We start from the raw sequence: 26,081 nt of genomic DNA, 5'->3' as shown, positions 1-26,081 counted from the left end.
ATCGGCCGCACCGGCAACAAGCGCGGCGCGGCCGATCGGGAGCGGTTTCGCGGTCTTTTGACCTGGCTCAATCAGGTGCGAACAACGACGAGGCCCGTCAGCAGGTCGTGGCCCATGCGCCGGTCCTCGCGGGCAAAGCCGCAGGCGACGTCGACGAGCCAGAGCAGGAAGGTGCCGGCCGCGACATAGAACAGAAGCGCATGCACGGCTGCGGCCAGCCCGTCGGGGCGCCCGCCGCTGGCGGTCTCGACCCTCAGGCCTGCGACGCGCATGCCCCAGGTCGACTGCTTGCGCCCGCCGATCGTCAGTGCGGCATAGCCGAGCGCCGTCGCGACGGTGGCGATCGGAATCAGCAGCCAGGTCGCGCCGAAGGTGACGACGCCGAGCAGGGCCAGCAGGAACACGACCAGCCAGCCCAGGAAGAACAGCACGACGATGTCGACCAGCCAGGCGAACAGTCGCGAGCCGAGAACGCCACTGACGTTCTGGTAGGGACGCGGCTCCAGCGCCGTGACCGGCGGCTGGCCATAACGGGTATCGCTCATCGGGACTTCGATCCTCCATCGGCGCGCGGAATGCTGCGCCCGTCGGATAATGTTTGTTTAGCGGGCCGGTTCCGCAAGACCGCGCGGCAGAATCCGTCGCGGCGCGAAGCCGTTCTTGGCGAGCGCGTCCTCGATCGCGCGCGAATGCGCCGCCCCGCGCGTCTCCACGGTGACGTCGAGCGTGACGCCCTTCGCGGGCACGTCGAGGAAGAGCCGGCCATGGCTGACTTCGAGGATATTGGCTCCTTCCTCGCCGAGCAGGCTCGCGATCCTGCCGAGCAGGCCCGGCCGGTCGCTGGTGGTCAGGCGGAAGGCGACGATGCGGTCGTCGCGCTCCAGCTCGCGTACTATGATGGCGGCGAGCAGGCGCGTATCGATATTGCCGCCGGTGAGCACGAGCCCGACCTTGCGGCCGGCATAGCGCTCCGGCTCCTTCAGCATCGCGGCGAGGCCGGCCGCGCCGGCGCCCTCTGCAAGACTGTGTTGAAGACTGGCATAAGCGTTGACGGCGCGTTCGATCAGGTCCTCGCCGACGAGGACGATGTCGCCGACCAGGACGGAGATCACCGGCAGGGTCAGCTGGCCGACGGTCTTGACCGCGATGCCTTCGGCGAGCGTTGGCCCACCGATCGGCTGGTCCTGCCTGTGCACGGCGTTGAAGAAGGAGGGGTAGAGCCCGGCCTCGACGCCAATCAGCTCGATTCCCGGCTTGATCGCCTTGGCCGCGACCGCGTTGCCGGCCATCAGGCCGCCGCCACCGAGCGGGATGATCAGCATGTCGAGATCGGGTGCGTCCGCCAGCATTTCGCGTGCGAGCGTGCCTTGCCCGGCCATCACGGCCGCGTCGTCGTAAGGGTGGACGAAGGTGAGTTTCTCGGCTCCGGCAAGTTCATGCGCCTTCTGGCTGGCTTCGGCGAGCGTCTCGCCGTGCAGCACGACGCGGGCGCCATGGGCGCGGGTGTTCTCGACCTTCACCAGCGGCGTCGGCTCGGGCATCACGATCGTCGCAGGCGTGCCGAAGCGCTTCGCGTGATAAGCCACTGCCTGGGCATGGTTGCCCGCCGACATCGCGATGACGCCGCGCGCCCGTTCGGCCTCGCTCAGCGAGAGCAGCTTGTTGACCGCACCGCGTTCCTTGAACGAGGCGGTCGCTTGCATGTTCTCGTGCTTCACGAGCACGGTCGCGCCGGTCAGTTCTGAGAGGCGTGGCGCCGGCACCAAGGGCGTGCGCAGCACATGCCCGGCGATCCGCCCGGCAGCGGCGTCGATATCCTCGGGGGTGATCGCGAAGCTCTCGCTCATGCTCGGGTCTCGAATCCGGTCGGCAGGCGAAGGAGAGGGCATCACACGCGGCGCGGCGTCAATTCGCCGTCGCCGAAAAAGCCGCCGGGGCGCCAGATCAGCACGATGGCGAGCAATGAATAGACCGCGAGGTCGCGCTGCTCGATCGGCAGCGTCGCCGACCAGATCGCCTCGAAGGCGGCGATGCAGAGGCCGCCCAAAGCTGCGCCGCTGACCGAGCCGATGCCGCCGAGGACCGCCGCGACGAGCGCCTTCAGGCCGAGCGAGAAGCCGCCGGCAAAGCCCATGCCGCCATAGATCGCGGTGACGATGACGCCGGCGATGCCGCAGCAGACGCAGGCGATGATGACGGCAACGTCGTGGACCGCGCGCGCGTCGACGCCGAACAGCGCGGCGGTCTTGGCGTCGTCCGACACAGCCCGCCAGGCGCGGCCATAGGCCGTGCGGCGGATCAGCATGACGACAGCGAGCGTCGCACCAAGCCCGATTGCCGCCAGCGCCAGCGCGAGCGGATTCAGCGTGACCACGAAATTGCCGGTATGGGCGAGCGGGATCGGCGTGTTGAACACCGGCGGCAGCCAGCGCAGTTCCGGCCCCTGCGCCAGCCGGAGATATTCCGACATGGCGATGGCGAGCCCGATCGTGGCGATCAGCAGCTGCTGGCCGGTCGCGCGTTCGAGATGGCGCAGCACGAAGCGGCCCATGGCGAATCCATGCAGGGCACAGACGGCGATCGCGACCGCGAACGCGACGGCAAGCCCCGAAAGCGGCGTCGAGATCGTGAGCGAGAGCAGCAGCGCGACCCCGACGACCGAGGCCAGTGCACCCAGCGCCGCGAACTCGCCGAAGCTGAGGATGATCCGCCCGGTCAGGCCATAGACGAGGGCATAGGCGGCGGCGAGCATGCCGTAGATCGCGGCCGAGGGCAGGGCGCCCAGGCCCTGCTGCAGGCCGTAGGCGAGGCCGGCGGGGATCGACGGCAGGGTCTCGGCTGCAGGTTCGGCCGGGTCTGGCGGGGGCGAGGCCCGGTCCTCCAGGTAGAAGCGCCGCAGCAGGTAGAAGCTCGCATCGGCCATCGGCCGCCCGTCCGAGGCGATGCCGATCATGGCGCCACGGCTCGGCCCGGTTCCTTCGCTTGCGAACAGGCAATCGATGCTGCGATGGCGCGAAAGGCCGTCGCCGAGCTGGACCCGGTAGAGCAGCCGGAGCGCGCGCGGCACGGGCCCCTTGGTGGTCCGCTCGATCTCGATGCGGGCGTTGGGCGGATTGAGCGGCGGGATCGCCTGCCGGCAGAGGCGCGTCTGGTCGGTATCGAAATCGGCGCCGCAGCCCGCGAGGGCGAGCGTGACGGCAGCCAGAATCGACAGGAGGAGCGGGCGCATGCTGGCGTGACGGTAGCGCTTGCGGGGCCGAGGTGTCATCCCGTGCGCGGTGCAGCGCGTAAGCGATGCGCCGCAGACACGGGACCGCGCGACGAGAAGGCGCCCCCTTATTGGAGACGATCCCGCATCTGCGCAGCAGCACTATCGTGCCGCAGCGCGTGCGGGATGACACCCTTGGCTTGCTTAAGCACCGGCCTTCAGCGTCTTCGCCACGCGCGGGGCGAAATAGGTCAGCACGCCGTCGGCACCGGCGCGCTTGAAGGCGAGCAGGCTTTCCAGCATCGCCTTGTCGCCGTCGAGCCAGCCATTATTGGCGGCGGCCATGATCATCGCGTACTCGCCGGAGACCTGATAGGCGAAGGTCGGCACGCGGAAATGATCCTTCACCCGCGCCACCACGTCGAGATAGGGCAGCCCGGGCTTGATCATCACCATGTCGGCGCCTTCCTCGAGGTCGAGCATCACTTCCGCGATCGCCTCGTCCGAATTGGCCGGGTCCATCTGGTAGGTGCGCTTGTCGCCGACGAGCGTGGCATTGGTGCCGATCGCATCGCGGAACGGGCCGTAGAAGGCCGAGGCGTATTTCGCCGCATAGGCCATGATCTGCACGTCCTCATGGCCCTCGCCGTCGAGCGCCGCCCGGATCGCGCCGATACGCCCGTCCATCATGTCGGAGGGGGCGATGACGTCAGCCCCGGCGTCGGCCAGTGCCAAGGCCTGCCCGACGAGGATCTGCACGCTGGCGTCGTTGAGGACGCGCTCGCCCTCCATCACGCCGTCATGACCATGCGAGGTATAAGGGTCGAGCGCGGCGTCGCAGATGATGCCGATGCCGGGCACCTCGCGCTTGATCGCGCGCACGGCGCGGCACATCAGGTTGCCGGTATTGAGCGCCTCCGAGCCGGTGGGGTCGCGCAGGGCCTTGTCGATGAAGGGGAAGGGCGCGATCGCGGGGATGCCGAGCGCGGCGGCTTCGGCCGCCTGGCGCACGGCCTCGTCGATATTGAGGCGGTCGACGCCGGGCATCCATTCCACCGGGGAACGGGCCTCGCTGGAATCCATCAGGAAGATCGGCCAGATCAGGTCGTCGGTCGTCAGAGCCGATTCCCGCACCAGCCGGCGCGACCAGTCCGCCTTGCGGTTGCGCCGCATGCGGCGCGTCAGGCCGAGCGACGGTGCGTCGTCATGACGGGATTTCGGAGTCGGGAAGGGCCGCACGACCGGGGATTCCATGGCGATTGCCTCAAGCGATGAACGGTACGGGCGCGGCGTTCGTCATGCGGGCGAAGTCGGCCTATCGCTTCTTTATCACATCGGAACGATTCCAAAACAGGGCGCATGGTCGCAACTTTGCCGGCATCGCGGCGGCCGTGGATGGCGACGATCCCGCTCTTGCCTTGCGCATCCTTTCGCGACGAACTCTGCCTTGCTGACCGCAAGGACCTCCCGCGTGCCGAAATCGCTCTGGACAATCGTCCCCGTTCTCTTGGTTGCCGCCGGGCCGGCCATAGCCGAGGTCACGCGCCGCGACGCGATCGAAGCGCAGACCGCGAGTGCGCTGGCTTCCGCCGATTACGCCGAACGCCATTGTCCATCGCTGCGGATCGGCTGGCAGCGCATCGAGCAGAACCTGAAATCGATCAAGGGGACGGTCGAAAGCCTTCGCCGTACCGAAAGCTATGAGGAGCAGGTCACGGCGCTGCAATCGGTGGAGAAACAGCATGGCCGGGCCATGGTCTGCACCGTGCTGCCCTCCGCCCATGGCGGCTACGGGCGCGGCATCATCCTGCGTTGATGCCCAGATGGACCGCCGATCCCTCGCGTTGACAAGCCATGTCCCGCCTTCCAGAACCGCTGCCCACGGAAGCGGGATCGGACCATGACTGAAGATCGCGAGATCATCTGCGAGATTCGCGGCGCTGCCGGCGTCGTCGTGCTCAACCGGCCGAAGGCGCTGAACGCGCTGAGCCTCGGCATGGTCCGCGAGCTCGCCCGCGCGCTTGATGCCTGGGAGAACGACCCGCAGGTCACGCGCGTCGTCGTGGTCAGCACGAGCGAGAAGGCCTTTTCGGCCGGCGGCGATATCCGCTGGCTGCATGATTGCGGCAAGGCCGGGCGGCATGACGAGATGCTCGCCTTCTGGGGCGAGGAATACATCCTCAACCACCGCATCAAGACCTATCCCAAGCCCTATGTCGCGCTGATCGACGGCATCGTCATGGGCGGCGGCGTCGGCATATCCCTGCATGGCAGCCACCGCATCGCCGGAGACCGCTATCTCTTCGCCATGCCGGAGGTCGGCATCGGCTTCTTCCCGGATGTCGGCGCAACCTACGCCTTGCCGCGCCTTGAAGGCGGTTTCGGCAGCTTCCTCGCGCTCACCGGCGAGCGGGTCGGTGCGGCCGATGCGCTGGCAGGCGGCCTTGCGACCCATGGCGTGCCGAGCGAGCGCATGGCGGAGCTTGCCGATGCGCTGACCAGGCCCGGTTCTGTCGACGACATCCTTGCGGGCTTCACCCTCCAGCGCGGCCCCGGCCCCTTGCATGCTGAGCGGGCGGTGATGGCCGAGGCCTTCACGGCCGCGACCTTGCCGGAGGTGATCGCTCGTCTGCGCCAGGCTGCCGAGAAGGGCAGTGCCTTCGCCGGCAAGCTGCTGCAGACCATCGCGGTCAAGTCGCCGACCAGCGTCGCCATCGCCTTCGAGCAGATGCGGCGCGGCGCCGGGCTCGATTTCGCCGAGGCGATGCGCACGGAATATCGCATCGTCTCGCGCATTGCCCGCGGCCACGACTTCTATGAGGGCGTTCGCGCCGTGGTGATCGACAAGGACCAGGCGCCGCGCTGGCAGCCGGCGACGCTCGACGACGTCCGGCCGGCGGATATCGACGCCTATTTCGCGCCGCTCGGCGCCGACGAATTGAAGCTGGAGGGTTGAGCTTGGGCCTGGGAGGAGATGGCGAGGCCCTGCGAGGCGCCCGGACGGGTGAGGCCGAGGGCAAGCAGGCCAACCGCTGGCGGCTCGCCCTCGTCTGGTTCCTGCGCTTGCTGTCAGCCTTTTGGCTCGCCAAGGGGCTGACGGCTTGGATGGTGATCTTTGGCCTGCCCGGCAACCCGCAGCCGCCTTTCGAGAATCGCCTGCTGAGCTATCAGGCGATCATCGTCTATTTCGCGGTGATCGATCTCGTCGCCGCCGTCGGCCTCTGGCTGACCTCGACCTGGGGCGGCGTGCTCTGGCTGCTGGCCGCGATCAGCCAGATGCTGCTCGGATTCCTCTTTCCGCGCTTCGTGCCGATGACGGCCTGGCTCGTCGGACTCTATATCGGGCTGATCGCGGTCTATTTCCTGGCAACCTGGGCGGCCGAGAACGAGGCGGAATAGCTGGCGGCGTGTCGGCAGAAGGTGTCTTCCCGCGCGCTACGGCATGCAATGCCGCTGCGCAGATGCGGGACCGTCCTCAGGAAAAGGCGTCTTCTCGTCGCGCGGTCCCGTGTCTGCGCCGCGCACGGGATGACAGCGCGGGTCAGCCGCGCTGGTTCGCAATGACGGTTGGGGCGCCTGACCGCTCGATTGCTCCGAGTCATGGTAAGAATCGCTTTAGCTTAAGCGTTTCTGGCTTCACTTACGATTCACCCAAAGGGGTAAATCCCTGATTCATCCTGATATTTAAACTCGTTTTCATCCGCTCCAGCATATGGTGTTTTTCAGAAGCGGACCGGGAGGCAAATCCTGGCCGACACACAACAGGCGGGATATACCATGAAAGCGAGCGTCAAGACTTCTGATGTTGCCAAGACCGGCGATGCAGATCTCAACGTGAAGCCTCTTTATCTTGAGTCCCTCACGCTGGTGGAGCGGCTGCATCGCCGCCTGCTCGATGTCATCAAGGATGAGTTCGAGCGTCGTGGCCGTGACGACGTCAACAGCGTGCAGGCCCTGCTGCTCTACAATATCGGCGATGCCGAGCTGTCGGCGAGCGAGCTGCGCACCCGCGGCTACTATCTCGGCTCGAACGTGTCCTACAACGTCAAGAAGCTGGTCGAGCTCGGCTATCTCCACCATGCCCGGTCGCGCATCGACCGCCGTTCGGTCCGCATCAGCCTGACCGAGAAGGGTGCCAGCGTGCACGACATCGTGAAGGGCGTGTACGACAAGCATGTCCGCACGGTCGAGCAGATCGGGGGCATCGCGGCCGACGACTTCGAGCGGATGAACAACGCCCTGCTGCGCCTCGAGCGCTTCTGGACCGATCAGATCCGCTACAAGCTCTGAGATATCAGTCGCTTCTCGGCGACGACCTGTTTATCCGCCTGCCAGGACGCGGCCGGGACAACCTCCCGGTCGCGCCGGCGCGTTTCCGGTCGCTGCCGGGGGCACTGTTGTTTTGCAGCCATGCATGCAGCAAAAGCGGGCCATGCCCTAAATTCGCCTCTGTCATCACGCCTCGTTAACTGTGCTAGGACACCGTCGGCGGCAGTGAGCTTGTCCGTCGCGCCAGTGCATCGCCAGCGTCGCCTGTTCCGGCGACGTTTTTGTGTGGTCTACGTGCTTGCGTGAAGTCTTGAAGAGGGAAGAGATGTCGCATTTGAGCCTGACCCGCCGCGAAACCGTGCTGGCCCTGCTGTCGGGCGCCGCCACGGCCGCTGCTGCACCGGCGCTCGCCCAGCAGGCCGAGTGGCGCCAGAGCTACGATGCCGGCGCCCGCAACGCGGTGGCGCGCTCCTCGACGCCGATGCTCTCAGCCGAGGCCCTGCAGGCGACCGAGCAGGCGATCGTGGCCTATCGCGATCTCGCGGCGCGTGGCGGCTGGCCGCAGGTTCAGTTGCCCGACCGCATGAACGTGGGTGCGAAGGGGCCGGGCGTGGTGGCCCTGCGCCGCCGCCTGATCGTCACCGGCGATCTCGATGCCGCGGCCGGCGAGAGCAGCATCTATGACTCCTATGTCGAGGCGGGCGTGCGCCGCTTCCAGTCGCGCGTCGGCCTGTCGACGACGGGCGCGATCAACCGCGCCACCGTCGCCGCGCTCAACGTGCCGATCGACCGCCGCATCCGCCAGCTCGAGACCAATGTCGTCCGGCTGCGCAGCTGGTCCGGCAACCTCGGCGGGCGCTATGTCGTCGCCAACATCCCGGCCGCTACGGTGGAGACCGTCGAGAACGGCCATGTCGCGACGCGCCATGCTGCCGGCGTCGGCAAGATCGACCGCCAGTCGCCGCTGTTGCAGACGAAGATTCCCGAAGTCAATTTCAACCCGACCTGGACGGTTCCGGCCTCGATCATCCGCAAGGATCTGATCCCGACCATGCGCAAGCAGCCGAACTACCTGACCGAGAACAAGATCCGCATCATCTCGCCGAATGGCGGCGAGATCGCGCCGGCGAGCGTCAACTGGAATTCCGATGAGGCGACGCGCTACACCTTCCGGCAGGATCCGGGCGGCGAGTTCAACTCGCTCGGCTTCGTGCGCATCAATATCCCGAGCCCGCACGGCGTCTACATGCACGACACCCCGTCGAAGGGCATCTTCGGCGACGATTACCGCTTCGTTTCCTCGGGCTGCATGCGCGTCCAGAACGTGCGCGACTATGTCGCCTGGCTCCTGAAGAACACCCCCGGCTGGGACCGCGCCAAGATCGACGAGACCATCCAGTCCGGCCAGCGCGTCAATGCCCGCATCGCCGATCCGGTGGCGTGCTACTGGGTCTATGTCACCGCCTGGGCCACGCCCGATGGCGGCGTGCAGTTCCGCGACGACATCTACAACAAGGACGGCCTCGGACCGGCGCCTGTCGCCGCGCTGCAGGGTGATCAGGACATCTGACGCTTGCGATTTACGCGCGTTTCGAAAAGCCCGCCGGTCTCCGGCGGGCTTTTTCATGGAACGAAGTTGCTCGGCTGGCGTCAGCGCGTCAGCCAGGATGGCGCGACATAGCCGACGCAGCGCGCTTCCCCGCGGCCAGGGTTCATGACCTCGAAGGCCGGAACGGGGCAGTTGTTTCCGGGCGCGCCATTGTTGAGGCGAGAGATGTTGCTGTAGCCGTCCGGTGACCAGCGATAGACGCTCGTCGATCCGCCCGGATAATATTGCCTGGTCACCGTCCAGGTTTCGGCTGTCGCCTCCTGGCTCGGCAATGGCAGCGACAGGACGAAGGCGCTCGCGCCACCGAGAAATGCCTTCTTGAGCTGCTTGGAGATCGGCTGAGTCGAAGCTGAAACACGACTCGCGTTCTGTTTTGGGGCGTTCTGTGTCATCGAGAGGCATCCAGTGTTGCGCTAGGTCAGGCACAGCAAGCCGCAAGCCATAATTTGTTAACCATAATGTGGGCGCCTCGATGTCCTGGGCGGAAGCGCCAGGTTCCGGCTCCTTCTGTGCGGAGTTGGGAGCGACCCAGCCGCGACTTGCGCCGCCCGTGGGCGGTCAGCGGTTCCTACGGAGGAGCTTCGCGGCACCGGCCGCAAGCGCCATGATCGCGAGCAGCCAGGCCGTGCCGCCAAACAACGTCCCATAGCCGTGGCTTGCGATCAGGGGCGTGCTGGCCAGCGGCGAGCAGAACTGGCCGATGAAGATCGAGGCGGTCAGGATGCCGCCCGCCATGCCCCGCGACCGCCGGGGTGCCAGGTCGAGCGCCATCGCGACGAAGCTCGGCGAAACCAGCGCATAGCCGGCCCCGATCAGGAGCGCCGCGATGAACAGCAGCGGCGTCGATGCCGCGCCGGAGAGGGACAGGAAGCCCAGCGCCATCGCGGCATAGCCGGCGGCGAAGATGCCTGCGGAGCCGAACATCTGCCGGACGCGCCGATAAAGCAGGGCGCAGCCGCCACCCGAGATCATCAGCAGGCCGAGGACCGTGCCGGTCATCGGCGCGCTCTCGTAGCCCCGGACCTCCAGGAAGAACGAGATCTGCGTCGGCATCAGGAAGAAGATCATGTTCGTCAGGCCCTGAAGCAGGACCAGCGCGGCGAGCAGGCGGCGCCAGGATGGGTGTCCGCCATCGCCATCCGCCGGCAGTACACCCGACGCGGCTGCGATGCGCGGCGGCTCGATGATGGCCAGCCACATCAACGGCAGGAAGATCGCTGCCAGCCCATAGATCGCGAAAGGCAGGCGCGGCGACAGGGTTGCGGCCCAACCCGCTAGTGAAATGAAGACCAGCCCGCCGAAATTCCGCGCCGAGATCTGCAAGCCCGTCAGCGCGTTGCGGTCGTCCCCGGCGAAGTAGTCGCCGATCAGCGCGGTCTGGGCCGTCATGATCAGGGCGACGGCGACACCGAGCACGAGGCGGCTGGCGAAAATGGAGGGCAGATCGGGCAGGGCGAGCCCGGCACAGCCTGCGATCACGAATAGCACGACGCCGGTGAGCAGCATCGCGCGCCGGCCGATGCGGTCTGCTGCGAAGCCCGCCAGCGGTGCGAACAGCGCGACGCTGAGTGAGGGCGCCGGCACCAGAAGCCGCGTCAGCAGCGCGGTGTTCGGGTCATCCGCGAACAGGCGCTCGATGCTCGGAAGCGCCGGGCTGATCGTCGCGTTCGCCATTGTGGTGAGCGACGCCGCCATCAGGAGCGCGGCGGCGCGCGGATCTCTCCAGATCGGTCTTTCCCTTGTTCCAACAAGGCTTTCCATGGTTTCTCCTCTTGCCGATTTCATCCGTTCGGCAGAGCCTACGAATTCAAGTCGACTTGAGGTCAAGCATGCTGTTGCTGGATATCGGAGAGGTCGCGGAGCGCTCGGGCGTGCCGGCCTCGGCCCTGCGCTATTACGAGGAGATCGGCCTCATCCGTTCGGAGGCGCGACGCGGCCTGCGCCGACAATACGATCCCGATGTCCTGCTCAGGCTCTCGCTGATCGGGCTCGGCAAGACCGCCGGCTTCTCGCTGGAGGAGATCGCCGCGATGTTCGGCGCGGACGGGCAGCCGAACATCCCGCGCGAGCAGTTGCGGGCGCGGGCTGACGAATTGCAGCGGCAGATGATCGGGTTGAGGACGCTGCGCGATGCGCTCCGTCATGTCGCGGACTGCCGGGCGCCGACTCACCTGGAATGTCCGGCTTTCCGGGCATTGCTGAGGACCGCTTCGCGCCGGCCGCTCGCCTACACGCCGTCTCGTCCGGAAGAGGAGAAGAATTTGCTACCGAAGCGGCGAAAACGGGGTGGCTGATGGCTGCGGCGATACAGCTTTTCCTCCGCGCCATCTATCGCTTGGACAGCCCCCCGCCACATGATAGGGGAGCCGCGACGGAGCCGGGCGCTCACCGGCCGTTGAACTTCAGGAGCCGGACATGACCGAAGCCGCGCTGGACAAGCACCTCTCGAACTCCTTCTTCGGCGCTTCGCTGCATGATGCCGATCCCGAGATCGCCCGCGCGATCGACCTGGAGCTCGGTCGCCAGCGCGACGAGATCGAGCTGATCGCCTCCGAGAACATCGTCTCCCGCGCCGTGCTCGAGGCGCAGGGCTCGGTGATGACCAACAAATATGCCGAGGGCTATCCGGGCCGGCGCTATTATGGCGGCTGCCAGTTCGTCGACATCGCCGAAAAGCTCGCGATCGAACGCGCCACGCGGCTCTTCGGCTGCACTTACGCGAACGTCCAGCCGAATTCCGGCTCGCAGGCCAACCAGGGCGTCTTCATGGCTCTGATGCAGCCGGGCGATACCTTCATGGGCCTCGACCTCGCCGCCGGCGGGCACCTGACCCATGGCGCGCCGGTCAACCAGTCCGGCAAGTGGTTCAACGTCGTGTCTTATGGCGTCTGCGTCGTCGACCAGATGATCGACTACGACGCGATGGAGCGCCTCGCAGTCGAGCACAAGCCGAAGATGATCGTGGCCGGCGGCTCCGCCTATGCCCGTCACTGGGATTTCGCCCGCTTCCGCGAGATCGCCGACAAGGTCGGCGCCTATCTCTTCGTCGACATGGCGCATTTCGCCGGGCTCGTCGCCGGTGGCGCGCATCCCTCGCCGTTCCCGCACGCCCATGTCGTGACCACCACGACGCACAAGACGCTGCGCGGCCCGCGCGGCGGCATGATCCTGACCAATGACGAGGCGATCGCGAAGAAGGTCAATTCGGCGATCTTCCCGGGTATCCAGGGCGGTCCGCTGATGCATGTGATCGCGGCCAAGGCGGTCTCGTTCCAGGAGGCGCTGCAGCCGGAGTTCAAGGCCTACGCACATGCTGTCGTCGCCAACGCCAAGGCGCTGGCCGAGACGCTGAAGTCGAAGGGCTTCGACCTCGTCACCGGCGGCACCGACAACCATCTGATGCTGGTCGACCTGCGCTCGAAGAAGCTGACCGGCAAGGCGGCGGAAGCCGCGCTCGGCCGCGCCCACATCACCTGCAACAAGAACGGCATCCCGTTCGACCCCGAGAAGCCGATGACGACCTCGGGCATCCGCCTCGGCACGCCTGCGGCGACCTCGCGCGGCTTCGGCATCGCCGAGTTCAAGCAGGTCGGCGAACTGATCGCCGAGGTGCTGGACGGTCTCGCTGCCCATGGCGAGGAAGGCAACGCCGCGATCGAGCAGGCGGTCACCGCCAAGGTCAAGGCGCTGACGGCGCGCTTCCCGATCTACTGAGACCGGATCGGGAAACCATCCCGCTTCGCGCTCAGGGGAACGTGCCCTTGAGCTCGAACATGATCAGGTTCTCGCTCTGGTTCCCCATGTCGGGGCGGTTCCGGCGGCTGAGATCCACGCCCAGCTTCAGGCTCTCGGCCACCCTGTAGGAGGCCGAGGCGCTGCCGGTGACGTTGTCGTCCTTGATCTTGGCGGCAACCGACAGGCCGAAACGATCCTTGTTGGCGCTGAGCCTCAATGTGAGGTCGACCTTCGGCTGTGTCAGGTCGAGCTTGTTGGCCGCGGTCAGGCTGATCACACCGTATTTGAGCCCGACTTCGCTGGTGATTTCGGGCGCCTTCAGGTTGGCGGTGACGATCTGCAGCGACAGGTCGATCTTGAGCTGCTCCCATTCCAGCTTGCCGGTCACCTTCCCGCCAAAGCGCTCGGCCGTGGGGTCGAAGACGAGGCCGCCGACGCCGAGCTTCAGCGCGCCGACCTTCAGCACTTCGAACTTGAGCTTCTCCAGCTCCCGGATGCCCATGCCGTAGATCGTGCCGGAGGGCTTGGTGATGTAGAGCGCGACGCCGGCGCCGACCGCCAGAACCGCGCCGACCACATAGAGAATGCCTTTGTTGTGATCGACCCAGACGCCGACCGCCGATGATTTCGCCGCGTCCTCGAAGTTCTTCAGCTGCTTTTCCAGAGCCTTGAACTTCGACGATTCCTTGATCTGCTTGATATAGGCCTCGGTCGCGGCCGTTTTCACGCCATCGACAACCGAAGACTGCAGCTTGCCGATCTCTTCTGGGCTCAACTGGGAGCTGGCGGTCGGGCTGCGGGATTTCGCGAAGCTCAGGACCGCATTCTCGGCTGCCTTGAGCAGCGCCGGGTTCTTGAAGGTCTGGACGATGCGCTCGGGGGACCGGGCGATCTCGGAATCGAGCAGATCGAAGGCCAGCAGCACCAGGCCGCCGAACGCTTCGCCCATGTTGCCCTCGTTCTCTGCCATGATAGAAGCTCCGCCGCGCGCGCTGTGAAGGTCGAGTGTTCGTCGTCTCAGCGCGCCCTGAGGTTCATCGCCGCCGCATCATAGCAGCCTCTGGGCATCTGGCGCGGAAACCGGTGCTGGGGCAAAGAAGCGTCGGTCGCCCCGCCGATCAGGCATTCCGAAGGATAAGCGCATGCGCTGCCCCTATTGCAGCTCCCTCGACACGCAGGTGAAGGACTCCCGTCCCACCGACGACCACGCCTCGATCCGCCGCCGCCGGGTCTGTCCCGATTGCGGCGGCCGCTTCACCACCTTCGAGCGCGTGCAGCTGCGCGAATTGACCGTCGTGAAGCGGTCGGGGCGGCGCACGCCCTTCGACCGCGACAAGCTGGAGACCTCGATCGCTCACGCCTTGCGCAAGCGCCCGGTCGCGCCGGAGCGGATCGAGCGCATGGTCAACGGCATCGTCCGCCAGCTGGAAAGCGCGGGCGAGGCGGAGATCCAGAGCTCGGCCATCGGCGAGCTGGTGATGGAAGGGCTCAAGGGCCTCGACGACGTCGCCTATGTCCGCTTCGCCTCGGTCTACAAGAATTTCCGCGAAGCTAAGGACTTCGAGGAGCTGCTCGGCCAGCTCGGCACGATCGAGGAGGAGGGCGTCTCCGCCCCGCCGCGACGCGTCGATGACTGATCCCAAGCCGCTTTCGGGCGACGATCGCGCGTCGGAACGTAAGCGGGAGACCGACCGCCTCTTCATGCGCCAGGCGCTCGCCTATGGCGCGCGCGGCCTCGGCACGACCGCGACCAACCCCTCCGTCGGCGCCATCGTCACCCGCGACACGCCGGATGGTCCCGTGGTCGTCGCGCGCGGCCATACCCAGCCCGGCGGCCGCCCGCATGGCGAGGCGCACGCCTTCTCGCGAGCGGGCGCCGCTTCGATGGGCGGCACGCTCTATGTCACGCTCGAACCCTGCTCGCATCGTTCGGTGCGCGGCGGCATCCCTTGCGTCGAGCACACCATCCTCTCGGGCGTGAAGCGCGTCGTCTCGGCGATGTCCGATCCCAACCCCTTCATCGCCGGGCTCGGCCATGCGTTGCTGCGTACGGCCGGCATCGAGGTCACGGTCGGCGTGCTGGAGGGCGAGGCGCGGCAAGCGCATCGCGGCTATCTCACGCGCATCACGCAGGGCCGCCCGATGGTGACCTTCAAGATTGCCCGCACCGCCGATGGCTATGCCGGCGGGGCAGGAGGCGTGCCGCTCGCCGTGTCGAGCCGGGTCGCCGGTGGTTGGGTCCATCTCCAGCGCGCGCACCACGATGTCATCATGCTCGGCATCGGCTCGGTGCTGTCCGACGATCCGCAACTGACCGTGCGCCTGCCCGGCATGGCGGATCGCTCGCCGATCCGCGTCATCCTCGACACGCATCTGCGCCTGCCGCTGGCGTCGAAGCTCGTTCGCACGGCCCATGAGGTTCCCGTCTGGGTGATCGCGGCCGAGACGGCGCCGATCGAACCGGAACAGGCGCTGGTCGCGGCCGGGGTCGAGGTCATGCGGGTCTCGCTGGGCTCCGACGGTCATCTCGACCTGCGCGAGGCGCTGACCCTGCTCGGCACGCGAGGCATCAACCGCGTCTTCTCGGAAGGCGGACCGCGCATCGGCGAGAAGCTCGCGCTTGAAGGGCTGGCGGACGAGGTCATCGTCTCAACCTCGCCGAAAACGCTGGGGCAGCCCGGCATTGTTGCTGTGCGTCCGGGGCTTGCCGCCCAGTTGGCCGACCCCGATCTATACGCCCTTGTCGAGGCCTGTCAGATCGGTCAGGACCGTTTCGAGCATTTTTCGAGGAGAGGCTGATGTTCACCGGCATCGTCACCGCCATCGGCGAGGTCGTGGAGGCCGAGCGCAAGGGGCCGAGCCTCAAGCGCCTCGCCATCGCTTGCCCCTATGAGGCCGAGGGGATCGCCATCGGCGCCTCGATCGCCTGTGCCGGCGTCTGCCTGACCGTGACCGCCCTGCGTGCCCGCACCGATGGCGAGTCCGGCTGCGTCTTCCAGGTCGAGGCTGCCGCCGAGACGCTGGCCAAGACCTCCGTCGGCTCGTGGGAACCGGGCACGCGGATCAATCTGGAACGCTCGCTCAAGGTCGGCGAGGAGCTCGGCGGCCATCTCGTCACCGGCCATGTCGACGGCGTCGGGCGCATCCTCAAGATCGAGGCGATCGAGCCCGATCCGGACGAGCCCTGGGGCGCGACCGCGCGTTTCCATATCCGCGCGCCGCAGGGGCTGCCCCGCTTCATCGCGACCAAGGGCTCGATTTGCCTCGACGGTACCTCGCTCACCGTCAATTCGGTGGAGGACGATGTCTTCACCGTCCTGCTGATTCCGCACTCCTTCGCGGTCACCACCTGGGGCCAGCGCGGGGAGGGCGACCCCGTTCATGTCGAGGTCGATCTGATGGCACGGTATGCCGCGCGGCTTGCGGAGGCGCGCCCGCAAGGGTAACCAGCCCGATCACATTCCAAGAAGGATAGAAGAAATGGCCGGACCCCGGCAGACCTCGGCCGACAAGGCCGCAACTCCTGCCGTCGAGATCGACGGCGCTCGCGTCCTCGTGGTCGAGGCGCGCTTCTACGACAAGTACGCCGACGAATTGCTGGCGGGCGCGATGGCGGCGCTGGAAGAAGCCGGCTGCCGCGTCGATGTCGTCACCGTTCCCGGTGCGCTGGAAATCCCCTCGGCGATCGTCATCGGCCTGCGCGCCGCCGACGAGGCCGTCGACCCCTATGAGGCCGTCGTCGCTCTCGGAACCGTCATCCGCGGCGAGACCGGCCATTACGACATCGTCGCCGGCGAAAGCTCGCGCGCGCTGATGGATCTCTCGGTCGCCTTCGCGCTTCCGCTCGGCAACGGCATCCTGACCGTCGAGAACGAGGCGCAGGCCTGGGCTCGCGCCAATCGCGAGGATATGAACAAGGGCGGCGGCGCCGCCGAAGCGGCGCTCGCCGTGCTGCGCTACAAGCGCTCGCTGGCGGAGCCGTCCCAATGAGCCGCGCCGAGAAGCGGCGCGGCGCGCGGCTCTCGGTCGTGCAGGCGCTCTACGAGATGGAAATCGGCGGCCGTGGCGTCGTCGAGGCGATGGCCGAGTTCGAGCATTTCTGGATCGGCAAGGAGGTCGAGGAGATCGAATTGCCGCAAGCCGAAATCGCCTTCTTCCGCGATATTCTCAGTGGCGTCGTCCGTGAGCAGCGCCTGGTGGATCGTACCGTCGACGAGTTGCTGGCCAAGGACTGGCCGCTGAAGCGGGTCGAGGCAGTGGTCCGCGCGATCCTGCGCGCGGGTGCTTATGAGCTCGCCTTCCGCAAGGACGTGCCGGCGCGTGCCGTGATCTCGGAATATGTCGCGGTCGCGCGCGCCTTCTATCAGGGCGAGGAGATCGGCATGGTCAACGCCGTGCTCGATCGCATGGCCCGCGACTTCCGCGCCGACGAGTTCGATATCCCGGCGGCGTAGGTTGTCCTCAACCGTCATCCCGGGCGACCGAAGGGAGACCCGGGATCCATTCCGGAGCGCTTCCGAATAAGGTTCAGGCATGGATCCCGGATCGGCGCAGCTTCGCTGCTTGTCCGGGATGACCTTGGAATAGTTGCGGAGCTTCGCTGCCCCATGGCTGACAATCAGCGCCCCGGCGAATTCGAGCTGATCGCCCGCTATTTCGCGCCGATCGCCGGGCCGGGCGGGCTTGGCCTTCTTGACGATGCCGGGCTGCTGCGGCCCGGCCGCGGCTACGAGGTCGTTGTCACCGCCGACGCCCTTGTCGCCGGCGTCCATTTCTTCCCCGACGACCCGCCGGACGCGATCGGCTGGAAGGCGCTGGCCGTCAATCTCTCCGACCTCGCCGCCAAGGGCGCGAAGCCCGAGGGCTTCGTCCTGACGCTCGCCTTGCCGCGCGGCTGGACCGAGGGCTGGCTTGCCGATTTCGCCGCCGGCCTTGCCCGCATGGCCGAAGCGGCCGGTTGCCCGCTGATCGGCGGCGACACCGTCTCGACCTCGGGGCCGCTCACCCTGTCGATCACCGCCTTCGGCACGGTCCCGGCCGGGCGGATGGTCAGGCGCTCCGGTGCGAAGCCCGGCGATATCGTGCTCGTCTCCGGCAGCATTGGCGACGGAGCGCTCGGTCTCAAGGTCCATGGCCCGGACAAGCCGGGCTGGGTTGCCGGACTCGGGGTCGACGATCGCGCCTTCCTTGCCGATCGCTATCTGCATCCGCAGCCACGTCATGCGCTGGCCGACGCGCTGCAGCGCCATGCCTCGGCCGCCATGGACGTTTCCGACGGGCTCGTCGGCGATCTCTCGAAGCTGCTGGAAGCCTCTGGCGTCGGCGCCGAAATCGATCTCGGCGAGGTTCCGCTCTCGGGGGCGGCCCGCGCCGCGCTCATGGCTGTTCCCGCATTGGCGGAACTGGCCTGGACCGGCGGAGACGATTACGAAATTCTCTGCACGGCCTCGGAAAGGGAATATCCTGCTCTGATCACGGCCGCAGAGGGAACGATGCTTTCGCTGGTCCCGATCGGGCGGATCTCGGACGAGGCCGGCGTGGTGACTTATCGCGAGAAGGGTGAGGCGCGCCGCTTCGCGCAGGGCTCCTTCTCTCATTTCTGACAGCGGCGCATCATGGCGGCCGCGAGGCGCGTTGTGATGAATCAGCATTTCTCGGCTCTCGATGGCGACAAGCTGGCCAAGCGCAACGCGCTGGTGCTCGCGGGCGCGCAGGCGCTCGGCGGCGCCAACCCGGCGATCATCGTCTCGCTCGGCGGCATCGTCGGCGCCCAGCTCGTCGCGGACCAGGCTTTCGCGACCGTGCCGGTCAGCCTGCTCCAGCTCGGCATCGCCGCGGGCGTGATCCCGGCCGCGATGGTCATGCGCCGGCTCGGGCGGCGCAACGGCTACCTGATCGGCGCGCTCGTCGGCGCGGCCGGCGCGAGCATCGCGGCCGGCGGTGTTTCGCTGCGCCTGTTCTGGCTGTTCTGCTTGGGCACCTTCGTCTGCGGGCTCTACGGCTCCTTCGTCCAGAGCTATCGCTTCGCCGCCGCCGATACCGCGACCGATGCCTTCCGGCCACGCGCGATCTCCTGGGTGATGATCGGCGGGCTCGCCGCGGGCGTCATCGGCCCGCAATCGGTCTACTGGACGCGCGACCTGACGCCGGCCGCGCCCTTCGCCGCCAGCTTCCTCGCCCAGGGCATGCTGGCGCTGATCGCGATCCTGATCGTCTCGCGTCTGCGCGCCCCGCCGGTCGCGGCGGTCCGGTCGGGCGGCGGGCGCCCGCTCGGGGTGATCATGCGCCAGCCGAAGTTCATCGCCTCGGTCACCGCCTCGCTCGTCGCCTATGGCCTGATGAGCTTCGTCATGACGGCGGCGCCGATGGCGATGGTCGCCTGCGGCCATTCGGTCGGCGACGCCACGCTTGGCATCCAGTGGCATGTGCTGGCGATGTTCGGGCCAAGCTTCTTCACCGGCCGTCTGATCGCCCACTTCGGCAAGGGCACGGTGACCGCCGTCGGGCTCGGCCTGACGGCGCTGGCCGCCGTCGTCGGTCTTTCGGGCCTGAGCGTCGGCCATTTCTGGCTGGCCCTGATCCTGCTCGGCGTCGGCTGGAATTTCGGCTTCATCGGCGCGACCGCACTGGTGACCGACTGCTACCGGCCGGAAGAGCGCGTGAAGGTGCAGGCCGCCAACGATTTCCTCGTCTTCGGCTCTGTCGCGATCGCCTCCTTCTCGTCGGGCGGCCTGCTCAGCCATGGCGGCTGGGAGGTCGTGAACTGGCTGGTCTTCCCGCCGGTCGCCATCGCCCTGGCGCTGGTGGCATGGCAGCGCTTCCAGCGTCCGGCCACGGCCTGAGCCACTGGCAGATCCCTGATCGGAGCAAACGCATGACCAACCGTGCCTTCCCGCCTGCGACCGGCCAGGTTCCGCCCGGCGCCATCGGGCATAATCGCGGTGTCGTCTGCTCCAACTACGCCTTCATGCCGCCGGAGGGCGTGCTGGTCAGCCGGCTGCCACAATACCGGGACACGATCGTGCGCGTCCTCACGGGGCCGGTGATGGGCGCGGCCTTCGCCCAATATGTCCTCGAGATCGCCCCTGGCGGTGGCACGCCGGCCGCTTTCGGCGAGGACGGTATCCAGCATTTCTTCTACGTCCTCTCCGGCGAGGCGCGGATCGTGGTCGCTGGCGGCGCGGCGCAGGCGCTCACGGCTGGCGGCTTCGCCTACCTCCCGCCGGCAACGCCCTTCACGCTGTGCAACGAATCGGCGGAGGGCATCCGCGTGCTCGCTCTGCGCAAGCGCTACGAGGCCGTACCAGGTCTTGCCGTGCCAGAGCCGATCGTCTCGCATCAGGACGCCGTGCCGATCACGAATCACACTGGCATGACGGGGCGCGGCTTCCAGTTCCTGCTGCCCTATGGCGACATGCGCTTCGATTTCGAGATGAACCTGATGTGGTTCAAGCCGGGCGTCTGCTTCCCGGCGGTCGAGACCCACGTGATGGAGCACGGCCTCTACATGCTGGAAGGGCAGGGGCTCTACTTGCTCGGCGCCGACTGGCACGAGATCTGGGCGCGGGATTTCATCTGGATGGGCGGCTTTTGCCCGCAACAGTTCTATCCGACGGGCTACGGCGATGCCTGCTACCTGCTCTACAAGAACGTCAACCGCGACCTCGCGCTCTGACGATCCGCCATCCGCTCTGACATCCGATGAAATTTGTAAGCCGGGGCGTTTGCGCTCCTCGCCGAAACTTGCCACAAATTCGCCTGACACTGGCGACGCGGAGCGGGCCTTGAGTCTTTAGGGCCCGTTTTTTCGCTGCCTGACGTCCAACGCTGCAAAAATGAGGAGCGACAGCGCTCCCGCCGACTGCAAGCTCTAGGGTCAGGAAATCGAATGTCAGCTCTGCTTCTCATCATCATATTGAGTGCGCTTTCCATAGCCTACGGCGTCTGGGCCTATGGCGATGTGATGAAGCGCGATGCCGGCAACCAGCGCATGCAGGAGATTTCCGGTGCGGTTGCCGAAGGCGCGCAGGCCTATCTCAAACGCCAGTACATGACTATTTCCATGGTCGGCGTCGTTCTCTTCGTCGTTCTCGCCTGGCTGCTCGGCAAATGGGTAGCGATCGGCTTCCTGATCGGCGCGGTGCTTTCGGGCATGGCGGGCTTCATCGGCATGAACGTCTCGGTGCGCGCCAATGTCCGCACGGCCCAGGCTGCGATGCAGTCGCTGGGCGAGGGCCTCGATGTCGCCTTCAAGGCGGGCGCCGTCACCGGCATGCTCGTCGCCGGCCTCGCGCTGCTCGGCGTCGCCGTCTATTACGGCGTCCTGACCTCCTATCTCGGTTTTGAGCCTTCCAGCCGCACGGTGATCGATTCGCTGGTGGCTTTGGGCTTCGGCGCTTCGCTGATCTCGATCTTCGCCCGTCTCGGCGGCGGCATCTTCACCAAGGGCGCCGACGTTGGCGCCGACCTCGTCGGCAAGGTTGAGGCCGGCATTCCCGAGGACGATCCGCGCAACCCGGCGACCATCGCCGACAATGTCGGCGACAATGTCGGCGACTGCGCCGGCATGGCCGCCGACCTGTTCGAGACCTATGCGGTGACGCTGGTCGCGACCATGGTGCTCGCCGCGATCTTCTTCGCCGGCCAGCCGGCACTCGGTACGATGATGCTCTACCCGATGGCGATCGGCGCGGCCTGCATCGTCACCTCGATCATCGGCACCTTCTTCGTGAAGCTCGGCGCCAACCAGTCGATCATGGGCGCGCTCTACAAGGGCTTCATTGCGGCCGGCGTGCTTTCCGTCGGCGCGATCGCTGCCGTGAACTACGCCATGTTCGGCGGCTTCTCGGCCGCCTTCAAGACGGTGCAGGGCGTCAGCTTCACCTCGGGCGGGCTCTTCGCCTGCGCGCTGGTCGGCCTCGCGGTGACGCTGCTCATCGTCATCATCACCGAGTACTATACCGGCACCGGCAAGCGCCCGGTGGTCTCGATCGCCCAGGCCTCGGTCACCGGCCACGGCACCAACGTCATCCAGGGCCTCGCGGTATCCCTGGAATCGACCGCGCTGCCGACAATCGTCATCATCGCCGGCATCATCGCCTCCTACAGCCTTGCCGGCCTGTTCGGCATCGCCATCGCGACCACCGCCATGCTGGCGCTGGCCGGTGTCGTCGTGGCGCTCGATGCCTTCGGCCCGGTGACGGACAATGCCGGCGGCATCGCCGAGATGGCGGGCCTGCCCAAGGAAGTGCGCAGCTCCACCGACGCGCTCGATGCGGTCGGCAACACCACCAAGGCGGTGACCAAGGGCTATGCCATCGGTTCGGCCGGCCTCGGCGCGCTGGTGCTCTTCGCCGCCTATACCTCGGACCTGAACTTCTTCATCTCCGAGGCCAACAAGGCGGGCTCGACGGCCTTCCAGTACTTCAAGGGCGTGACCGTCGATTTCTCGCTGTCCAACCCCTATGTCGTCGTCGGTCTGCTGCTCGGCGGCCTCATCCCCTTCCTCTTCGGCGGCATGGGCATGACGGCGGTCGGGCGCGCGGCGGGCTCCGTCGTCGAGGAAGTGCGCCGGCAGTTTAAGGAGAAGCCCGGCATCATGGAAGGCAAGGACCGGCCCGATTACGGCCGTGCCGTCGACATGCTGACGCGGGCCGCGATCAAGGAAATGGTCGTGCCCTCGCTCCTGCCGGTGCTGGCGCCGATCGTGACCTATTTCGTGATCTACTGGATCGCCGGCAAGAACAACGCCTTCGCGGCTGTCGGCGCCATGCTGATGGGCGTGATCGTCACCGGCATCTTCGTCGCGATCTCGATGACCTCGGGCGGCGGCGCCTGGGACAATGCCAAGAAGAGCTTCGAGGACGGCTTCGTCGACAAGGACGGCGTGCGCCATCTCAAGGGCTCGGACGCGCACAAGGCCTCGGTGACCGGCGACACCGTCGGCGACCCCTACAAGGACACGGCGGGCCCCGCCGTGAACCCGGCGATCAAGATCACCAACATCATCGCGCTGCTGCTCCTGGCGATCCTGGCGCATTCCTGATCGCGATCGGCACCGAGATGCTCACGGACCCGCGGCGCAAGCCGCGGGTTTTTCGTTGGGCAGAGCCGAATGAGTTTTCTCGGAAACGCGCCGTCATCCCGGGCTTGCCCCGGGATCCATCGAAGGGCTCCGGAGCTCTACGATGGATTCCGGATCGGCGCTGCTGCGCAGCTTGTCCGGGATGACGCCGCGTTTTCGTCAGAAAGCAGAGCACTCGGGTTGGCCGTCAGAAAATCTTTGCAGCCAAAAGCTTGCGGCTGCTCCTTGAATCAAATCGGCAAGCCCTTGAATCAAGCTTGGAAGCTACGGCCGGGTCCGTAGCGTTCCCGCATGCGCCGCCGCCGGCGCGCTGGCATGGTCCTGCCAACTCCAGGAGGAACCATGTCCGCCCGAACGCTCGATCATCCTGCCGCCACCCCGAACCGTGCCGTGGAGCTTGCTCTTCTGCTGGTGCTGGCCGGGCTCTGGGGCGGCTCCTACACCTTCATCAAGCTCGGCGTGGAGACGATCCCGCCGCTGACCCTGATCACCGCCCGGACGCTGATCGCCGGCCTCGTCCTGCTCGTCGTCATCCGCTGGCGCGGCCTGCGGCTGCCGCGCGATCTTGCGACCTGGCGCTTGTTCCTCGTCCAGGCCGGCCTCAACAGCGCCGTGCCCTTCACGCTGATCGCCTGGGCCGAGCGCAGCGTCGATGCGGGGCTCGCCACGATCCTGAGCTCGACGAGCCCGATCTTCGTCGTCCTGCTGTCCTGCTTCTCGGCTTCGGCCGAGCGCTTGCCGGGCCTGCGCCTCGCCGGCATCGCGGCCGGCCTCGCCGGCACTGTCCTCATTGTCGGCACGCAGGCGATGACGGGTTTCGGCGAGCAACTCTGGGCGCAGCTGGCGCTGGTCGCGGCCAGCATCTGCTATGGCGGCGCGGCCTTGTTCGGGCGGAGCTTCAAGGGGCTGGATCCGATCATGCCGGCGGCCGGCTCGCTGCTCTGCGGCGCGCTCGTCCTGCTGCCGCTCAGCCTGATGCTGGACCGGCCCTGGACGCTGTCGCCCTCGGCCCAGTCGATCCAGGCGCTGATCGCGCTCTCGCTCGTCTCCACGGCCCTGGCCTTCGTGATCTATTTCCGATTGATCGCACGGCTGGGCGCGGTCGCGACGACATCCGTCGCCTATCTCAGGGTGCCGACCGGCGTGTTGATCGGCATGGTCTTCCTGGGGGAGGCGCTGGCGCCGACAGCCTGGGCCGGGCTGGGTCTTGTAATTGTCGGGGTCATGGCCATGACCGTGCCGCTGCGCGCTCGCCCGGCAGCCTCCTGATCGGTGCCGCCACGTCCAAACGAAAAAGCCCGCGGCGTGAGCCGCGGGCTTTTTCGATCGTTGGAAGGCGTCCTGCTTACGAGCCGAGCGGATTGAACTTGGTGACGCCCCGGAACAGGTTGCGCAGGAAGCTCTGCTCCTCGCCGCCCGTCGGGGTGGTGCGGCTGATGAAGTCGAAGATCACGCCGTCCTGCAGGCCGTAATGGGCGATGCGCTCGACCTTGAAGCCCTTGTTGAAATAGATCACCAGCACCTGCTGGTCGATGAGCTGCGGGTCCTGGAACTGGAACCGGCGACGCATCGTCTGGCTGATATAGTAGAAGGTGCGATTGCCGACCGTCGAGGTGGTCGAGGGCGTGCCGAGCGTCGTCAGCACCGCCTGCACGTCCATGCCGACCTTGACCTGCGCGATCAGGGCGTCGTCCATCACGAAGCCGCGCCGGAACTCCTCGTTGATGCCGGCGGAGGTCGGCAGCACGAAACCGCCCGCATCGGGGCCGCAGCCGGCGAGCGCAAGGGATGTGGTCGCGAGAGCTCCGAGCAGAGCCGTGCGGCGGGTGATCTGGGTCATGCGGGCACGATCCGAAAGGCGAGCGCGGCCGGAACGATCCAAGCCGCTTGTCAAAAGGGTAAGGGTTGGCGTAACGCCCGAGGATGGCTTTGGCAAGGCGAGGACGCCCCGGGCAAGAGCGGGCGGGAGTAAACAGGTGATTTTCGGGTTGTTCGGCAAGCGCGCCAATCGGCGCTCCCCTGTGGACACGCTGTTCGCGCGGGTCGCAGAGGCGTCGCGCCTGCCGGCGCTCTACATCGAAGGCGGGATTCCCGACAGCTTCGAGGGCCGTTTCGAATCGCTGACCCTGCATATTTTCCTGGTGCTGAGGCGCTTGCGCGAATTGCCGCCGCCGGCCGCAGAGCTGGCGCAGGAATTCGTCGACGCCTGTTTCGCCTATCTCGAGCTCGGCTTCCGCAATGGTGGCGTCAGCGACATCGCCGTACCCAAGAAGATGAAGAAGGTCGGCCAGATGTTCTATGGCCGGGTGCAGGCCTACGAGGCCGCGCTGGTCGCCCCCGGTCCTGAGGCGTTGACCGAAGCGCTGGGGCGCAATGCCTGCGCGCCGGAGGCGGCGCCTGCGCTCGCGGCTTATATGCGGGCCGCCCAGGAGAGGTTGGCCGCCGCCGATCTCGACGGCATCCTGAACCGGGATGATCTGTTCCCGGCCTTCTCGACCCCGGAGGTCGCTCATGACGCCTGATCATCCGCCGGCTGCGCTGCTCAAGCACCCGGTCCGTGTCGAGGCGATCCGCCCGCGCGGCAGCGAGGTTGTGGTGCGGGCCGAGGCGGAGCAGTTGCCCGCCATCGCCGCGCAGCTTGGCCTCGTTTCCGTGGAGGCGCTGGAGGCGCGCTATACCCTCTCGCGCAATGGCGAGCGCGTGAAGCTCGACGGCCGCATCGCGGCCCGCTTGCATCAGGCCTGCGTCGTGACGCTCGAACCGTTCCCGGTTCAGCTCGACGTGCCCGTGCAGCTCGATTTCGCTCCGGAGGAAGAGGTTGCCGCCTTCGCACGGCGCAACGAGCGGGACGATGCGGAGATCGATATCGAGGTTCTGCTGAACGAAGCCGATCCGCCCGAGCCGATCGTCGATGGCGCGATCGATCTCGGCGGCATCACTTTGGAGTTCCTGGCCCTGGCGCTCGATCCCTATCCGCGCAAGCCCGGCGCCAGCTTCGAGTCGTCGGCGGGTGACACCGGCACGGAATCGCCGTTCGCGGCGCTGGCAAAGTTGAAACGCGGTGATTGAAGCGCTCTCCGGCACTTGCGCTGCTTGCGACAACGGTCCAAGTCGCTATTGTCCGGCCGGCATCAAGCCGTCCCGGATCGAAGGTCGGCCATTTCCGGGACACGCCA

At 66.9% G+C, this 26,081-nt stretch carries 27 protein-coding genes; 19 read left to right on the top strand and 8 right to left on the bottom strand.

Annotation, left to right across the window (positions count from 1 at the left end; translation table 11 throughout):
• Window positions 1-71: 71 nt before the first annotated feature.
• From AC6RIC_RS17555 to hemB, 4 genes are all read right to left on the bottom strand, one after another.
• The gene (locus AC6RIC_RS17555; protein ID WP_454657456.1) at window positions 72-545 is read right to left on the bottom strand and encodes an RDD family protein; all 474 of its coding nucleotides are present in this window, start codon (window positions 543-545) and stop codon (window positions 72-74) included.
• A gap of 57 nt (window positions 546-602) precedes the next feature.
• Window positions 603-1,847, bottom strand: coding sequence for a threonine ammonia-lyase (locus AC6RIC_RS17550; protein ID WP_499733278.1), 1,245 nt, complete (start codon window positions 1,845-1,847; stop codon window positions 603-605).
• Window positions 1,848-1,888: 41 nt separating this feature from the next.
• Entirely contained in the window at window positions 1,889-3,268 is a 1,380-nt protein-coding gene (locus AC6RIC_RS17545) for a branched-chain amino acid ABC transporter permease (RefSeq protein WP_499733277.1), read from the bottom strand.
• 144 nt (window positions 3,269-3,412) lie between these two features.
• Window positions 3,413-4,462: a porphobilinogen synthase gene (gene hemB, locus AC6RIC_RS17540; RefSeq protein ID WP_499733276.1), complete on the bottom strand. Its 1,050-nt coding sequence runs from the start codon at window positions 4,460-4,462 to the stop codon at window positions 3,413-3,415.
• On the opposite strand from hemB, the gene AC6RIC_RS17535 reads away from it, so the two are divergent.
• From AC6RIC_RS17535 to AC6RIC_RS17515, 5 genes are all read left to right on the top strand, one after another.
• Complete coding sequence (locus tag AC6RIC_RS17535; RefSeq protein ID WP_499733275.1) at window positions 4,461-5,024, top strand: hypothetical protein; 564 nt, start codon at window positions 4,461-4,463, stop codon at window positions 5,022-5,024. The genes hemB and AC6RIC_RS17535 overlap by 2 nt on opposite strands.
• 84 nt (window positions 5,025-5,108) lie before the next feature.
• Window positions 5,109-6,164 (top strand): enoyl-CoA hydratase/isomerase family protein, encoded by a 1,056-nt coding sequence (locus tag AC6RIC_RS17530; protein WP_454657452.1) that lies wholly within the window; start codon window positions 5,109-5,111, stop codon window positions 6,162-6,164.
• 2 nt (window positions 6,165-6,166) lie between these two features.
• Complete coding sequence (locus tag AC6RIC_RS17525) at window positions 6,167-6,607, top strand: DUF6163 family protein (RefSeq protein WP_499733274.1); 441 nt, start codon at window positions 6,167-6,169, stop codon at window positions 6,605-6,607.
• 378 nt (window positions 6,608-6,985) lie between these two features.
• Window positions 6,986-7,498 carry a transcriptional regulator LdtR gene (gene ldtR / locus AC6RIC_RS17520; protein WP_454032473.1) on the top strand — a complete coding sequence of 171 codons (513 nt, stop codon included), beginning with the start codon at window positions 6,986-6,988 and terminating at the stop codon, window positions 7,496-7,498.
• A 304-nt stretch (window positions 7,499-7,802) separates the two neighbouring features.
• Window positions 7,803-9,047, top strand: coding sequence for a L,D-transpeptidase family protein (locus tag AC6RIC_RS17515; protein ID WP_454657450.1), 1,245 nt, complete (start codon window positions 7,803-7,805; stop codon window positions 9,045-9,047).
• 80 nt (window positions 9,048-9,127) lie between these two features.
• On the opposite strand, the gene AC6RIC_RS17510 is transcribed toward AC6RIC_RS17515, so the two are convergent.
• Together AC6RIC_RS17510 and AC6RIC_RS17505 are read right to left on the bottom strand one after the other, a co-directional pair.
• Window positions 9,128-9,478 (bottom strand): hypothetical protein, encoded by a 351-nt coding sequence (locus AC6RIC_RS17510; protein ID WP_454657449.1) that lies wholly within the window; start codon window positions 9,476-9,478, stop codon window positions 9,128-9,130.
• Between the two features lie 166 nt (window positions 9,479-9,644).
• Window positions 9,645-10,847, bottom strand: coding sequence for an MFS transporter (locus AC6RIC_RS17505; protein WP_499733273.1), 1,203 nt, complete (start codon window positions 10,845-10,847; stop codon window positions 9,645-9,647).
• Window positions 10,848-10,915: 68 nt separating this feature from the next.
• Between AC6RIC_RS17505 and AC6RIC_RS17500 the strand changes: the two genes are divergently transcribed.
• Window positions 10,916-11,380, top strand: a complete 465-nt coding sequence (locus AC6RIC_RS17500) for a helix-turn-helix domain-containing protein (protein ID WP_454657447.1) — start codon at window positions 10,916-10,918, stop codon at window positions 11,378-11,380.
• A gap of 121 nt (window positions 11,381-11,501) precedes the next feature.
• Complete coding sequence (gene glyA / locus AC6RIC_RS17495) at window positions 11,502-12,800, top strand: serine hydroxymethyltransferase (RefSeq protein WP_499733272.1); 1,299 nt, start codon at window positions 11,502-11,504, stop codon at window positions 12,798-12,800.
• 31 nt (window positions 12,801-12,831) lie between these two features.
• Here the strand turns inward: glyA and AC6RIC_RS17490 are convergent, their stop codons facing one another.
• Complete coding sequence (locus AC6RIC_RS17490; RefSeq protein WP_499733271.1) at window positions 12,832-13,791, bottom strand: hypothetical protein; 960 nt, start codon at window positions 13,789-13,791, stop codon at window positions 12,832-12,834.
• Window positions 13,792-13,963: 172 nt separating this feature from the next.
• On the opposite strand from AC6RIC_RS17490, the gene nrdR reads away from it, so the two are divergent.
• The 10 genes from nrdR to AC6RIC_RS17440 all read left to right on the top strand — a co-directional run bounded on the left by nrdR (window position 13,964) and on the right by AC6RIC_RS17440 (window position 24,174).
• Entirely contained in the window at window positions 13,964-14,458 is a 495-nt protein-coding gene (gene nrdR / locus AC6RIC_RS17485) for a transcriptional regulator NrdR (protein WP_499733270.1), read from the top strand.
• On the top strand, window positions 14,451-15,620 hold the full coding sequence (gene ribD, locus AC6RIC_RS17480) for a bifunctional diaminohydroxyphosphoribosylaminopyrimidine deaminase/5-amino-6-(5-phosphoribosylamino)uracil reductase RibD (RefSeq protein WP_499733269.1): 1,170 nt from the start codon (window positions 14,451-14,453) through the stop codon (window positions 15,618-15,620). Before nrdR ends, ribD begins: the two co-directional genes overlap by 8 nt.
• Complete coding sequence (locus AC6RIC_RS17475; RefSeq protein ID WP_499733268.1) at window positions 15,620-16,267, top strand: riboflavin synthase; 648 nt, start codon at window positions 15,620-15,622, stop codon at window positions 16,265-16,267. The genes ribD and AC6RIC_RS17475 overlap by 1 nt, the downstream gene beginning before the upstream one ends.
• A 34-nt stretch (window positions 16,268-16,301) precedes the next feature.
• Complete coding sequence (ribH, locus tag AC6RIC_RS17470; protein ID WP_499733267.1) at window positions 16,302-16,811, top strand: 6,7-dimethyl-8-ribityllumazine synthase; 510 nt, start codon at window positions 16,302-16,304, stop codon at window positions 16,809-16,811.
• Window positions 16,808-17,275 carry a transcription antitermination factor NusB gene (gene nusB / locus AC6RIC_RS17465; protein WP_454657442.1) on the top strand — a complete coding sequence of 156 codons (468 nt, stop codon included), beginning with the start codon at window positions 16,808-16,810 and terminating at the stop codon, window positions 17,273-17,275. The genes ribH and nusB overlap by 4 nt, the downstream gene beginning before the upstream one ends.
• A gap of 153 nt (window positions 17,276-17,428) precedes the next feature.
• Window positions 17,429-18,424: a thiamine-phosphate kinase gene (thiL, locus tag AC6RIC_RS17460; protein ID WP_499733266.1), complete on the top strand. Its 996-nt coding sequence runs from the start codon at window positions 17,429-17,431 to the stop codon at window positions 18,422-18,424.
• A gap of 36 nt (window positions 18,425-18,460) precedes the next feature.
• Window positions 18,461-19,663 carry an MFS transporter gene (locus AC6RIC_RS17455; RefSeq protein ID WP_499733265.1) on the top strand — a complete coding sequence of 401 codons (1,203 nt, stop codon included), beginning with the start codon at window positions 18,461-18,463 and terminating at the stop codon, window positions 19,661-19,663.
• 32 nt (window positions 19,664-19,695) lie between these two features.
• On the top strand, window positions 19,696-20,496 hold the full coding sequence (gene allE, locus AC6RIC_RS17450) for a (S)-ureidoglycine aminohydrolase (RefSeq protein ID WP_499733264.1): 801 nt from the start codon (window positions 19,696-19,698) through the stop codon (window positions 20,494-20,496).
• A gap of 213 nt (window positions 20,497-20,709) precedes the next feature.
• Window positions 20,710-22,866: a sodium-translocating pyrophosphatase gene (locus tag AC6RIC_RS17445; protein ID WP_499733263.1), complete on the top strand. Its 2,157-nt coding sequence runs from the start codon at window positions 20,710-20,712 to the stop codon at window positions 22,864-22,866.
• Between the two features lie 381 nt (window positions 22,867-23,247).
• Complete coding sequence (locus tag AC6RIC_RS17440) at window positions 23,248-24,174, top strand: DMT family transporter (RefSeq protein ID WP_499733262.1); 927 nt, start codon at window positions 23,248-23,250, stop codon at window positions 24,172-24,174.
• A 76-nt stretch (window positions 24,175-24,250) separates the two neighbouring features.
• Here AC6RIC_RS17440 and AC6RIC_RS17435 read toward each other — a convergent pair whose 3' ends face one another.
• Window positions 24,251-24,745, bottom strand: a complete 495-nt coding sequence (locus AC6RIC_RS17435) for an outer membrane protein assembly factor BamE (protein ID WP_454657436.1) — start codon at window positions 24,743-24,745, stop codon at window positions 24,251-24,253.
• A gap of 136 nt (window positions 24,746-24,881) precedes the next feature.
• Between AC6RIC_RS17435 and AC6RIC_RS17430 the strand changes: the two genes are divergently transcribed.
• Window positions 24,882-25,427: a ubiquinol-cytochrome C chaperone family protein gene (locus tag AC6RIC_RS17430; protein ID WP_499733261.1), complete on the top strand. Its 546-nt coding sequence runs from the start codon at window positions 24,882-24,884 to the stop codon at window positions 25,425-25,427.
• Window positions 25,417-25,974: a YceD family protein gene (locus AC6RIC_RS17425; RefSeq protein WP_454657434.1), complete on the top strand. Its 558-nt coding sequence runs from the start codon at window positions 25,417-25,419 to the stop codon at window positions 25,972-25,974. Before AC6RIC_RS17430 ends, AC6RIC_RS17425 begins: the two co-directional genes overlap by 11 nt.
• The last annotated feature ends 107 nt before the right edge of the window (window positions 25,975-26,081 follow it).

It is taken from the genome of Allobosea sp. TBD101 (genome assembly GCF_059817965.1).
This window is presented reverse-complemented; position numbering and strand designations above follow the sequence as displayed.